11 protein-coding genes are annotated in these 13,777 nt (G+C 44.3%); 1 reads left to right on the top strand and 10 read right to left on the bottom strand.

The window, feature by feature from the left end:
* Positions 1 to 149: 149 nt before the first annotated feature.
* From RQP52_RS35365 to RQP52_RS35410, 10 genes are all read right to left on the bottom strand, one after another.
* Positions 150 to 659, bottom strand: a complete 510-nt coding sequence (locus RQP52_RS35365; protein ID WP_315956141.1) for a GNAT family N-acetyltransferase — start codon at positions 657 to 659, stop codon at positions 150 to 152.
* A gap of 176 nt (positions 660 to 835) precedes the next feature.
* Positions 836 to 1,600, bottom strand: a complete 765-nt coding sequence (locus tag RQP52_RS35370) for an SDR family NAD(P)-dependent oxidoreductase (protein ID WP_315956142.1) — start codon at positions 1,598 to 1,600, stop codon at positions 836 to 838.
* Positions 1,601 to 1,788: 188 nt separating this feature from the next.
* The gene (locus RQP52_RS35375; protein ID WP_315956143.1) at positions 1,789 to 2,304 is read right to left on the bottom strand and encodes a hypothetical protein; all 516 of its coding nucleotides are present in this window, start codon (positions 2,302 to 2,304) and stop codon (positions 1,789 to 1,791) included.
* A 68-nt stretch (positions 2,305 to 2,372) separates the two neighbouring features.
* A complete protein-coding gene (locus tag RQP52_RS35380; protein WP_056620528.1) occupies positions 2,373 to 2,570 on the bottom strand; it encodes a DUF4926 domain-containing protein in 198 nt (65 codons plus the stop codon).
* Positions 2,571 to 2,936: 366 nt separating this feature from the next.
* Positions 2,937 to 4,394 carry an IS110 family transposase gene (locus RQP52_RS35385; protein ID WP_455430410.1) on the bottom strand — a complete coding sequence of 486 codons (1,458 nt, stop codon included), beginning with the start codon at positions 4,392 to 4,394 and terminating at the stop codon, positions 2,937 to 2,939.
* Between the two features lie 563 nt (positions 4,395 to 4,957).
* On the bottom strand, positions 4,958 to 5,656 hold the full coding sequence (locus tag RQP52_RS35390) for a zinc ribbon domain-containing protein (RefSeq protein WP_315956145.1): 699 nt from the start codon (positions 5,654 to 5,656) through the stop codon (positions 4,958 to 4,960).
* A 395-nt stretch (positions 5,657 to 6,051) separates the two neighbouring features.
* Complete coding sequence (locus RQP52_RS35395) at positions 6,052 to 7,572, bottom strand: extracellular solute-binding protein (RefSeq protein ID WP_315956146.1); 1,521 nt, start codon at positions 7,570 to 7,572, stop codon at positions 6,052 to 6,054.
* 39 nt (positions 7,573 to 7,611) lie between these two features.
* Complete coding sequence (locus RQP52_RS35400; RefSeq protein ID WP_315956147.1) at positions 7,612 to 8,652, bottom strand: SIS domain-containing protein; 1,041 nt, start codon at positions 8,650 to 8,652, stop codon at positions 7,612 to 7,614.
* Between the two features lie 43 nt (positions 8,653 to 8,695).
* Entirely contained in the window at positions 8,696 to 9,820 is a 1,125-nt protein-coding gene (locus RQP52_RS35405) for a PfkB family carbohydrate kinase (RefSeq protein ID WP_315956148.1), read from the bottom strand.
* Between the two features lie 142 nt (positions 9,821 to 9,962).
* Entirely contained in the window at positions 9,963 to 11,141 is a 1,179-nt protein-coding gene (locus tag RQP52_RS35410) for an ROK family transcriptional regulator (protein ID WP_315956149.1), read from the bottom strand.
* 143 nt (positions 11,142 to 11,284) lie between these two features.
* Here RQP52_RS35410 and RQP52_RS35415 point away from each other — a divergent pair, with 143 nt between their 5' ends.
* Positions 11,285 to 13,723: a glycoside hydrolase family 38 N-terminal domain-containing protein gene (locus tag RQP52_RS35415; RefSeq protein ID WP_315956150.1), complete on the top strand. Its 2,439-nt coding sequence runs from the start codon at positions 11,285 to 11,287 to the stop codon at positions 13,721 to 13,723.
* The last annotated feature ends 54 nt before the right edge of the window (positions 13,724 to 13,777 follow it).

Here is a 13,777-nt window from a genome sequence, read left to right on the forward strand (position 1 = left end):
AAGTGACCCACAGCAACGGGCTGTGGGTCATAATATTATGAATAACTGCCCGTTTAGGTGAGCGAAAGGCTGCCGATCGTGCCTGCAACCTCCCATTATTGTGTATTAAACAAACGTTCCCAGTTAGCTTAACATCATCAAGAATTTCTCTATCTCTCTTTAATCAAATACAAAGCTAAATCGTGTCCAACAAGTACGTGACTGCCGGGTTCCACCTGCTTGCCTTCATTTATTATTCCTCTTCCATCTGGGATGAAGCCTCGCTTAGCATAGAGTCTTTGCGCATTTCCATAATCATAATAGAGTCCCACACCAATACCAACAATACCGTATTTTTCGAATGCAATTTGTTCAATAGCATCCATCAATGCATTGCCGATGCCAAGTCGGCGTAAGGAAGGAACTACATCAAAGTTGTTGATTTTTGGAATCCCTTGTTCTTCGAAGTACGGATAATTTGATTTAGAAATAAGATGCAACCATCCGGCAAACTTCTGGTCGTTTAAGGCCAAAAGAGTAACCCGTTCTCCAGAATAATTTTCTTCCCAGCACCTTTTTATATAGTCTAGTGGTTTCCCAATATTGTGGTCTTTAAGTGCTTGGAAAACTACATCAATATCTTCACTTTTCATTTGTCGAATTTGAATATGAGAATTCATATAGCGTTCCCCCAGTGTCCCCTATAAATAATGACTCTCTCGAATTGTACCATAACTCTTGAGGAGTAGAATGGTTATAACTGGTCATAACTAAACTACTCGATCGAAAATGAAGGCCACCGATCATACCGGGAGCCTCATTCTGATGTTCATTCAACTATAGTTCTTTCATTAGCTTAATCATATGTTTGTTGAACCTTCGAATAATCGTAGATGTCAACAACAGTACCATGTTCGAAGTCCGTCTTAAACAGAAACTCAATTATTTGTTTTGCTGTTTCCTCCGGTGTACTTAGCATCCCAGCATCTTTAACATTCTGAAATAAATTAGCTGAAGGGAATGTTGATTTATCTTGATTTCTTGCTTCTCTTTGCAAATTAGTGTCAATCATTCCGGGCCAAATTGAAACAACTCCCACGGGTGCAATAGAGTGATTTTGTTCCAGCCCCACACATTGAGAAAAAACATCCAGTCCTGCTTTAGCAGCAGAATACAAACTCATTCCAGGATGGTGATACTTAACTGAAGCCGATGAAATATTTAGAATTCTTTTTTCAATTAAATATTTATTCGAATTCTTTATAAACAATGAAGTAAGTAAGATGGGTGCTATTAAATTCACATTAATGTTTTGAGTAATATCACTAATCATAGCAGTATCTATGAATGTAACAGGAGCTATTATTGATGCATTATTGATTAGATAGATTCCTACCGCTTTAGAAAAATCAATTGAATTGAAAATACTCTCCATTAAGGATTCAATCTGTTGGAATTGATTTAAATCAACTTCATAATACTTGATGTTTTTACTTTTTCTTACTAAATCTGCATTTTTTCCTCTTGAAATACAGTACAGATAGTGATTTGGAGAAATTAGTTGTTCTGCAATAGACTCACCAATACCTCTTGAGGTACCTGTTATAATAAAATATTTCATAGTTAGTGCACCTCCTGAATAGTAATCTGATACTAGTATCAGATACTAATTTTTGCACTAAATCGTCTCTCTGTCAATTTCAACCAATAGAACAATGCTGCCCGTTAGCGCAATGACGGCTACCCCGCGGCAGCCGTTTTTGGTGTTGAACTATCGTTCTGCGTTAGTTAAATGGACTTTCCCGATTCTCATTTATCATTACACGCTATACAACCATTCCAATATAATAAAATTCCATGCTTCTCACATTTCGGATAGCCTTCAGGGTTTTTAAACCTTTTATCCCTAATCCCCAAATTAATCCATTCTTTATATTCATCTTTTTTTATATTCTCAGGTGCAAGGATTCGAATCATTTCCATAAAACTCCCCAAATATGACATGATTAATTCTTCATTCGGAACATAATCTAAAGTATCCCATCCAATTTTCTGTTTTGCCCCTTGAATAACATTTACTAAGAACTCTTTTTCGATTTCAAAGTTAATTACATCCCAAGGTATATCCTCGACATCAAACCCACCATTTCCAAGACCTCTCACTTCAATGTCGTGTTCCATAAGCCACAATATTAATTCTTTCTCTTTTTTCGTATTAGCTGATAATGTGCCACTCAGTCCCAATACGGTAAGAAAGACGGTCAATCCTCCATTGCTCATTCCGAAATCTAGGTTATTAGAGCGATTGAAAATATAGTTTCCCATGTCAGTCCTCCCTATATAAAACAAACATCCTTTACCTGTAACGTTGTCATTAGTGAATAAGAGGTAGATTAAATGCAAAGTTCAATGTCATCTGGTCCAACAGCGAACAATGCCTTAGTTATCCCACCCTCACCCACAAACTCTAATTCGTAACCTTCCCTTGGCAAAGTATAAACTTCTACAATCGTTGCAACTTCTCCCGTTAATACGCCTTCGTCATCGAAGTCTTTAAGCAATCTGACTACATCGAATATTTCAAATTTCACTATAATACACCGCTCCATTCAACCTTTTAAATATTAATGTTTAACCATATTTTAACATACTGAATTGAAGATATCTGTCCGTTAGTTCAATTAAAAAGGACGCTCCCGCGCTTTCGCTTGGGCTACGTCCTCCTATTTCCAATTACCAATTAAAGAACGTACGCGGGTAGCATGTAGTGCTTAAAGAGGGGACTTATCTTACCCTAAGCACTAAGAAAATACTTTATTATTTTCATAGTCTAATGTAGTGTAGTGCTTATAAAAAATCAAAGAGCCCATCACCGTAATTTGGAAGCTCCTTAATTTCCAATTTGCAGGGCAATGGGCTATTTATGTTTAGTGTAAGGCAGTGTAAGACACTGTCGTTTATAAGTCATCATCGTCAGCTAACTCATCTGCCTGACGTTCGTAATCTTCTAAATTAGATGGGATCTTTAATTTCACTTTATCGCCATCAAGGATTACTCCCATTTTACTCGCATGTTTGAACGGATCATACGATTCGTTGTTCTTAAGGCATGAGTATAAAACTTGGGCTATCTTACCGCATACATGACCTATTGCTTTTCTCTTCGCCATTCCTCGATCAACTAACCGTTTATAGTAAACACGAAAACTATTTTCACTTATTTTTGGAGATATTAACAGCAAAGTCATTAAGAATAGAACTCTGCGAGTATCTCTAACACCCTCGTATGTCTGCCTACTCTTAAAAACAGATGTGCCCGAGATTTTATTCTCAGCGGCTACACCAAGGTACTTTTTAAGCTCTAAATATGTTGAGAAACGTTCAATATCACCAATTGCACCGATAAATGTACATGCCATAGATTCACTCATAATTGGGAAAGACATAAGTATCTTTGTATAAGGATGCGGTTGATATCCTTTATCTTTATCACCATAAAGCAGGGAGGCGATCTGTTTATCCATGCTTTTTATTGCTTCGTCTATACGCAAAGCTTCTTCAATTAGCCACGTTTGCCGCTCAGCTAGGTGTGGAATGTCTAAGGCTAACGTGTTGGGTAACAGCTCTGCCAAGGTTGTAGAGGCTTTTGTAGCAGTAGTTTTTGCACCAATTGTTATTAGAGTTTGCCTAAGTTCATCCTGAGTTACCTTGGCCATTTCTTGCGCTGTAGGATATTTCAGAGCCAATTTGAGGACACTTAACCCACCTGTTTTTTTAAAAGCCCGTTTAAGTTCAGGATTGGTTACGGAAAATAATTGCTGGACTTGATTCTTACGTCTCGTTAATTGAGTAGTAAGTAACCAGCGATCCCTAGTTAATGTGCGGTACAAAACCTGCTCTGCACTTGCAGGACGAACTATTCGCACCGAACGCATATCAGGATGAAGGGTTTTGTGCCATCCCATATAGGCCATGATTCTAGCATCAATTTCATCGGATTTTTCATTAAGTCCTAGCTGGCGTTCACGAAAATCTTTTACAGCTTTATTTTCAACCTGATATATAGAATAGCCGCGATCTAATAAAACTCGAACTACTAGATATGAATAATGTCCACCAGTTGGCTCCAGTAATATAAAGAAATCCTGGGGTTTATACCCGAGTTGTGCCTGAATATCTTCTAAAGCATGGATAAACTTTGTAATTCCTTGGCTATCCGAGTTAAACTTCATTGTTTTACTGCGTTTCCATTCCTTCTCACTGCGGAACTTTTCAAAAGGAATGCAAGCAGCAACATGGAAATCCGAACCGATATCTATTCCAACATAGAAGGGATAAAAAGATCTGGAGTTGTCTTGGCCTTCAATAATGCTCGTATCCGTAAGCATAAAATTATTCAACTTATGATCACCTATTCGAATCATTTGCACCAGATTAACCAAGTTTTCTTAAGAGCTCCGCAATGGGCCCAATGTAGCATGTCAGGTTTTAGATTCGGTGCATAACCCATAATAAACTGAGAGGTCGAGAATCCGCCTCAATAACTTTAAAGGGCTTTTGTTAAGTTCTTTCGACAGAAGGAAACAATTTCCTTCTTTCTCTGTTAAGTTCTTTGTTTTTCTATGCAAAAAACCTGTCATTTCGACAGGTTGATTAATCATTAAATGTGCAGCGCCAAAAACATGGAGCGCCTCATTTCTGTTAAAGAAGTCCAGGAGGATGTCCTGCCGGCTCCAAACCTATTATGGGCGGTTTTTCCCTGAGAGGTCACTGCACAATTATATATACGCCTATTATGGGCCAATTCCTTCTAAATACCGTACCAGTTACCACAAATACTTTATAGAAGTCTTTCTAAGCTCCACATTAGACTCAGAGGTTAACTGGTACTAATGTATTTTAGCATGTTGCTCAAAAGTGGTAAAAGCCAATTTATTAACGATTACAGTTAGTTCAATCAGAAATTAGAATTATCGCATCATATTTGAGTAATTACATACACCTTACTTCCTGAATTTGAGTTAATTCCAAAGAAGTAAATGTAGTTGGCTAAAAATAACCTGTAAAACAACTTGTTTGATGGCTGAATTTTCTTCCCTAACCCTAGTTTCATTTGCCTTGGTGCTTCTGGTACTATTTCAAATTCGAGATTTTCTGGTAATTGGCATAAGAAGAAAAAATTACTACCATCGTCATACTTTGAAGGAGATTCATTATCTAAATACCACAGTGGATCTCCTCCCATTTTCATATATGAATTGTTACCAACATCTATTTTTCGTTCAGAAATAGGTTTAAATTGTACTTTTTCTTGATAGTCCTCTCTAATTTCAGCATTATAAGTTTGGAAGACTAATATATTAAAGTTTACTTGGTACTCATCAAGAAAACCCGCTGGAATTATTGCATTTTGTAAAGAGCCTTTAATCATAGGAGGAATAAAGTACTTCTCATCCACACAAGAAATACATGCAAAAACAGCCATTGATTTATCCTTCCATGCATGATCTGTAGGAAATGCAAGCTGAAAGAAAAACGCTTCTTCAGATCCGCAGAGTTTACATTTAGGAATATTAATATCTCTTGGAATACGTGGTTTTCCCCCAACAAAGGACACATAGTTAGAAGATTGCTCTTCAGTAGCTTGTCCAATGATCAGTTCATAGCTTTGTCTCATCTATTTCCTCCATCTTCTTGTTCCCACTTAAACAAAGCAGAAATTATATATCATCTATTCAAGACAACCACCAAACTATCCTGCCATCTCATATACAAAAGGTCATTTTCCATGTTGGATCCCGTTAGTTCAATAAAAAGGACGCTCCCGCGCCTTCGCTTGGGCTACGTCCTCCTCAGTATATACCATTTCCAATTACTAATTAAAGAACGTACGCGGGTAGCATGTAGTGTTTAAACAGGGGACTTATCTTAACCTAAGCACTAAGAAAATACTTTATTTTCTTGAACAGAACACCATTAACCGTTTCAATATCGATTAGCCGGCTTCAAGATTCATCTTAACCCGACATAAAAAAAGTGGAACCCCGTCGGAGTCCCAGCCCTCATCTAGCTTCATTTATTTTTGTATGCTTCATTCATTTCCTGTACGATCTTCCGGTAGTCGTTGTCAGACTTCAACTTGGCAACGAAATCATCCCACGCCGCGAGGGATTCTTTCCCCAGAATAACCTTCACTTTCATGTCCTGAATCTTCTTGTCAATATCTGGGCCAAGCGTAAGCGCCGTCTTCGAAAGTAAGCCGTATGCTGGATCCGGTTTGCTAAAGGTGCTCCGTTCGTCAATCAATTTCTTATTTCGGTCATAATATTCTTTCGGAATACCGGCGAAGTAAGCTCTCTGATACTTGTCGTATCCAGAAAATATATTTGGCAAGTTATTAGTTACATCCGCAAGATTGTCTTTGGTCGCTTGCTCGGTTGCCACTTTAAAACCATCTTTAACTGTGTAATGAACTTCTGGCAAACCAAATGCCGCCAAATTGGATATTTCCTCGCCGTAACCCTGATTCATCAGTTCAAGTATATTTTTCATCTTTGCCTCGGGCACTGTTTTCGGGATAACGAACATGCCGTAATTCCCAGCATCGCGACCTGCGAATTTCCCTTCAGGGCCGATCAAATAGGTGATTGGATACGAATCACCTTGGGGAACCAGTTTGCGAATTGCATCCATAAATAACCATTGCGGGTTAAGCGCTGTGCCGATGATCCCTGCTTTATTGCCCATATACTGTTCGCGCGCTTGCGTATTCTTAAGTGCAGCCCAATCGGGCGTCAGTATTTTTTCTTCGTAGACTCGCTTCAGCCACTCTAACGCCTGCTTCTCGCTTGGTTCAAATATGACCGGAACGAGCTGTCCATCTTTCATTTTCCAGTTGCTAGCAACGCCGTTGAACGTATTTTCCACCCAGGACAAGGTTCCCATCCCATTTACATCTACGTTCGCCGTTAAGCCGTATGTATCCGCTTTCCCGTTACCGTCGGGATCTTTTTCCGTGAATGCTTTAGCAACCGCATACACATCGTCCATCGTCTCCGGCACTTTCAACCCAAGCTTGTCGAGCCAATCCTTACGAAGTTGCAGTCCCCAGCTTCCTTCAAGCGGTCTAGGACGTGGAATACCGTAAGATTTTCCTTTTATTTTGGCATTCTCCCAGATGTCTTTCGGCAGCGCCTTAAAATTCGGATAACTGTCGATGTACGGTGACAAATCCCAGAATGCGCCATCTCCCGCCAACTGTACTACCTGCGGATCGAAGATGCTTGTAACCAGCGTTAGATCCGACATATCGCCCGAAGCCAGCGTAATCTTCACTTTCTCTGAGAACGTATTCTGTGGGACCCAGGTGATGGAGAGCTTCGTATTCGTTTTCTTCTCAATTTCCTGCAGCAAACTGTTAGTCGGATCAACAGTTGTCGTACCGGTCTGGTTGACGAAAACACTGATCGGTGTCGGCGCTTTATCAGTAGTTACAGCCGGTGAGTTGCCCGTTTGGCCTGAAGTGCAAGCGCTCACGAGGAGAACAAATCCCATAGTTCCAGTAAGGAATGTGACTTTGTGACGTTTATACATATCAAACGACCCCTCTTTCATTTTTATATTTTTCCAGATTTATTCCGTATTCGTTACTTTGGAGGACCATCGGAATGTGCCAACCTCCAATTGCCGTTGTTCTGCTAACAGATTGGCTACCCGCTGAACGGGAATGACGTCAAGCAGAGGAGATAGACATTCATCAACATTAGGCAGATTAATTACCAGCATCTGCGGATGAACGTCATCACACGGCTCATTCGTCACGAGCACTACCTTGCCTCCCCGTTCCACAATGTCCCAGGCTAGCTTGCGGTTTAGTACACCAGTAACTCCGGTGGGCGCAAGCACGATGGCGGCGAACTGCTCGTCGACCATCTCCATCGGTCCATGTCTGAATTCAGCGGCTTCAAAATCAAGTGCCGGGAATTTGGCCACCTCGCGAATGAACAATGCTCCGGCACGAACTGTGCTCAAGGCGTGACCTCGCCCGATCAGGCACACATAAGCCGGTGCCGTAAGGAATGCATCGAGTTTCGCATGCATGTCGGATTCCTTAAGGATAAGAGCCATCTTGTCCGCTGCACCTTCAATTTCCCGCTCGAATGCAAGCAAGTCCAAACTGCCTTCCAGCCGCCTAGCCAAAAGATGAACAGCAACGAACGAAGCCACATAGGTGCGCGTCGTAACAGACGCTTCTTGCTCCACGTACAGCTGCAGTGTTCGTTGCGCCCCCGCTGCAAGTCTACTGGTCGGCTCGTTCGTAATGGCGACAATATCAAAACTTGGCGGAAGCAACTCAAGGAGTCGTACAATTTCAGCGCTTTCACCAGACTGAGACACAAGCACAAGCAACGTGTCGTCGCGCAACAAACCTCTTTCGTAATGAAGCAGTTGACTGGCCGAGAGAACCTGCGCATCGATCCCCCGTTCGTTCAAATAAATAACAGCGCCGTGACAAACAAAATGCGAACTCCCCATACCGGCAAAGACGACTTTTTTCCACTTCCCTGTCTCCCAGTCTCTCCACTCATCGCTCGACATATCGGCCGTCATGCTTCTCAAAGCACTACGTATGCTTTCCGGCTGACTGGCGACATCGGCTTCATATCGATTCATGTTCATATCCCCCATATCGTTTTTTCAAAAAAAAATATTAACCTTAGATAAGCTGCGGCAATAAACGTTCTCCAAATGCGATCAGTTCATCCATCGACGGGCTTTGCCCGGTTCTCACGAACCAGGCCGCTGTCAGATTGCCCAATTGCAGACAAGCTGCCATCGGCAAATCCAACATGAACCCCGTACATAGTCCCGCATTAAAATGATCACCTCCCCCGGTAGTTCGGTAAGGCTGCGGTTCATGAAAAACATCGGCCTCCCAAATGCCCGCTTCTGTAACACCTGTTACGCCGCTTGAGGTATGAATGACAACATTGTATAGACTGGATTCCTTGCGAATCGTATCCGCCAATACGGCTTGCGCCTGATTCTCATATAAGTGTCCCATGGCTCCGTAGACCAACTCGGCTTCCTTCCTATTCAGTCCCAGTACAACCTTGGCCATCGTGTTGATTTCTCTTAATGTTTCCATCAGTTTCTGTATTTCACCCCGGCTTCTTGCAGAAGGGTCCGCAATGTCAACGAATATAAATTTATCCGCTACTCGTTCACCTGCACAAGGCAGAACTTCTTGAATTAGCCCTTGCAAAATTCCATCGAGCGCAAACAAGGAGCTCCAGTTGACAATGCCGATCACATCACTTAGACGGTATTGCTTTGTCAGTTCTGCAAGTCCCGGGCGTTGTAAGACACTTTCCCAGGTAACTCGATGCAGCGGTGCGATCTCCCCCATCATGATTTTCCCGTCATTGAATTCAAGGGCTAGTGTTTGTGCCGGCTCGCCAATCGACATCGGCTTGCATCGTTCCGGCAAACAACTAAAAACCGGATGAAGCTCGGGGTCGCCCAATGTGCCGATACACGTGCTGTTGACCCCAAGTTTGGCCATGGCTTGCGCCATGATCGGCGCGTTACCACCGAGCTGCTCGGCGACGGGAACTATTTCGATGTCGCCGCTTTTGCCGGCGCAGGCTTGAAGATGACCTACATATTCCGCAATGGTATCGAAGCGCTGATACTTCTTGACATTCTGTCGATACTTCACGGCGTTCACAATGCGATCGACATAGCCGTCAAAGCCGATGCAGGCAAACTTTTCGCTAAGCCTGTAGCGATGAGTGCGAAGCTCCTTCAAGAGAGCTGCCAATTGATCGTGCCGGTACATGAATGTTTCACTCTCACTTTTTATATGACTTATAATAACAATGTTAATTTATCCCCAAGCTTTTTGTCAACATGCAAAAAATGAAGCCCGTCTCCAAGGAGAGGGCTTCATTTTAAACTGGCTTATTTAAATTAATAGCCATTTACGGACTCCAGAACTTGAACACCATTTCCGCGCATCCTTGATGCATGGTCTCCTCGTAATCTCCACCGCTCTTGATTGCAGGAAAGTAGAAATCCTTCGTTATGACTCGGCTTGTCGCTTCTTCCAGCAGGTATGGATACATGAAGGGAAAAATAGGCTCTACCATCCCACCTACATACACTTCATCCGGATCAAATAAGTTAGTAATGACAGAGATGAGTTTGCCGAGCAACCGCCCTTTGTCCCCCAAGACCTGTCTTGCGCGCTCTTCTCCCGATTGCGCTGCTTCAACGAACTCTTTCCAGAATGATGCCAGCGAGTCGGAAGGCGCCTGTACAGCGGTCCCTGAATACGACTTCCAAAATCCGAATAGAGACAACTCGGTCTCCACGCAGCCTTCTTGTCCGCAGTAGCAGCTGTAGCGGTTAGAACCAAGCGGCATATGGCTGACTTCGCCCCCAAACCCGCGATTGCCCCCAAATATTGCCCCTTGGTGAGTAATCCCCACGCCCAAGCCTTCAGCGATATAAATGTAAGCAACTTCTTGGCGTTCTCCCGAGTTCAGCTGCAGCCGCGTCGAAGTGGCCAGTGCCAGAATATTAGATTCGTTCTCCAGATAAACTGGAAGCTGAAAGCGATCCTCCAACAGCTTCTTGACCGGCTGGTTCTCGAAGATGGGTATTGTGGAATTTATGACAGTATTATTCTTTTTATAGAAAATGCCCGGAATCGCAGCACCCACACCAAGTAGGTGCTCGTAGGACATTTGTTGTCTGTCGAGGAGCTGCATGGCAACCTCATAACAGACCTGTAAACGCTCAGTCAGCCCTTGTCCGGAAGGAATCGCTGCAGTCACGGAATCCAAAGTCTCGTTCTGTAAATTGAGCAGCGAAGCATTGACATGCTCCGGTTGGTTCAGATCGAGACATAGACTTCCACGCGAACCTGGTTCAAGCGAAATAAGGCCCGGAATCCGGCCGCCGCTCGAGTTTTCGGACGAAGCGATCTTAAGGATCCCTTCTTCGATGAGCTGATTGCATAAATTGGAAACCGTTGCAAAGCTGAGCCCGAGCCCGTCGGCAATCGCTTTTTTGGTTGCCGGTTGGCCAGATCGGACGGCTTGAATAATATTTTTTTTGTTCATGCTGCGAATATCCGCTGTGTTGACAACTGCCATTGAGATCCACGTCCTTAACTTCATCTACTTGTTATTATAAGTAGAATTTTACGAACAGGCAATGTTGGAGGATCCACTAGACAGAACTTATTATATTACTTATAATAAGTTCTGATTCTAATATGACCACAGAGGTGGCACGTATGAAAAAAACATTCTTAGTCGTAGCCATGACCCATGTCGACCTGGCCTGGAAGAAGACCGAACGCGAAATGGGCGAGCTATTCGACATTTTTATGATTCGGCTGCTGGATACGCTGGAGCAGCATCCTTCTTTTACGTATGTACTTGAGCAGGCTTACCATTACCGGAGCTTGCAGCGACGGCGCTCCGATTTGATTGAACGGCTGAAACCCTATGTACGAAGCGGGCGGCTGGAGGTTGTCGGGGGCATGGCTTCCACGCTTGAGACCAACGTTCCGAACGGAGAATGCTACGTTCGCAACCAACGAATCGGCACCAAATGGTTGTATGACACTTTTGGCGTGAAGCCCGATACGGGGTGGCTCGTAGATACGTTCGGTATCCACGCACAAGTGCCGCAGATCTTGAAGCAATTCGGGCAGACACATTTGCTTGCCAACCGCTTCGGCGGAACGAGTCCTCATGATGCGTTTCTTGCGCGCGGGCTAGACGGTAGTGAAACCATGGTCGTCGGCTGGCATTCTTACTCCTCCTATGTCACTCCCCTGCATGTAGCGAAAGCAGATTGTTCGGATTGGCAGACAGTCGATAAGTTGTTTGAGAAGGCGGATGGTTTGCATGGTGAAGGACCGTTTATTGTCATTCCATTCGTCGAAAATGAAATGCTGCTCGGCCTCCACCATGTCGAGCTTGTGAAGCAGCGTCAAGAAGAACGGGCGGACGAGGAGTGGAAGCTTGCACTGCCCCGGGACTACTTTCAAGCTTTAGAGTCTAAACGGCATTTACTGCCTGTCGTCCACGCTGATCTGAATCCCGAATTTACAGGTACGTTTTCACTGCGCACAGAAATCCGCACGACTAACCGGAGAGTCGAGACCAAGCTGTTAGAAGCCGAGAAATGGCAAGCGTTAGCTGGCAGCCTTCCCTCTATGGCGCTCGAAGAAGCCTGGTGGGAGATGGCCTATACCCAGTTTCACGACGTATTTACCGGCTCGCATCCAACTCCTATTTATCTGGACTTGATGCGACGTTATCAGAACATCGATCGCAGCGCTGATGCGTTGCTCCAAGAAGCGCTTCAACGTCTTGCTGTTCCTACAGCTTCCGCACCTCCTCCCAATAAGCGTTGTCTTACTTATGCCATCACGAATGGGCTGCCTTGGAGGCGCAGCGACAGGCTGTTCTTGCCGCTGGCCGATACACACATTCCGATCGCAGACGTGCACATCCAGGAGCGAAGCGTTCCCTTCGAAATTCACGAAGGCAAACTTCACTGTCTTGCCGACGTACCGGCAACAGGTATTTCTTCCTGCATCGTCTATTATAACGATGGCCGTGCGCAAGCAGAGCAAGCTCCTGCCGAGGTCTCTTCGGGGCTTATCGAGAACGAGCATCTTCTGTTAGAGTGTGATTCTAGCGGCATCCGGCGGCTAGTGTTGAAAGCTGCTAACCACACGTTGCTAGAGCATGCAGGTGATTTTCTAGTTATTCAGCCTGATACCGGGAGTTTCCAGATTGAGCATCCGAACGGCGGCGAAGTCAGTTCCGCTGCGTGTCGCATGAAAGTTCATGTGTTTGAACCAACATCCTTTTGCCAGCGACTACGCCTAACCGGCGAATTCCCGTCTCTTGCCTGGGCTGGGGAGGGAAATGAGCTGCGATTCGAAGCCGAATTTGTGCTGCTTACGGGTAAGCAGCGTCTCGATCTAACGCTGAAGCTGCACTGGCACGGCGAACAAAGCCGCATTCGGCTTAAGCTGGCAGCCTCGCTGGCCAGCTCGGACGCTTGGTATGAAATTCCATTCGGAACTGTGCGCCGAAAGCAATATGTTGAAACCAAAACGGCTAAAGGCGAATGGCCGGCTCACCGTTTCGTCGCAATCGAGGACGGCAGCAAAGGTATTGCACTAATCAACACCGGCGTCGTTGGAGCCGAAGTCGTCTCCTCCGGCACACTGGCAGCTACGCTGCTGCGCGCTCCGCAGTCGATTTGGCCTAACGTGCCGATCGACTCGCAATCTTCGCAGCATGGCGAGCACACTTTTACATTTGCGCTAGTTCCCTATGAAGGCGTTTGGCAGCATTCGCCTGTCGTGCAAATGGCGCAGGAAGTTAACAATCCGTTATGCGGAAGCTCGGCCAGTTCCCCTATCCTGCCGGTTTCTTATGTGCAATTGGAGCCTTCCCATGTCTTGCTTTCAAGCATTCAGGCAGCCGAAGATAACTCTGGTGAAATAATTATACGTGTCTATGAGACAGCTGGAATTGAAGACGAAATCAAAGTATATGTCCGAGGGGCTGCACGCGCATGGGTCTCCGATTTAATAGAAAACAGATATGACCAACTCTCTTGTGACAATGAAAAAATTGTAAGTCCTATCCTGCCTTATGAAATCAAGACCTTCCGAATCGCCTTAAGCAGCCGGAATAGTAAGTAAAGAGCTTGTTATCCTAGAGATATGCAGAACGAAGGAGCAGCTGCCAAGTGGCAA

This window comes from Paenibacillus violae (genome assembly GCF_032461945.1).
GTDB classification, from domain to species: domain Bacteria; phylum Bacillota; class Bacilli; order Paenibacillales; family NBRC-103111; genus Paenibacillus_E; species Paenibacillus_E violae.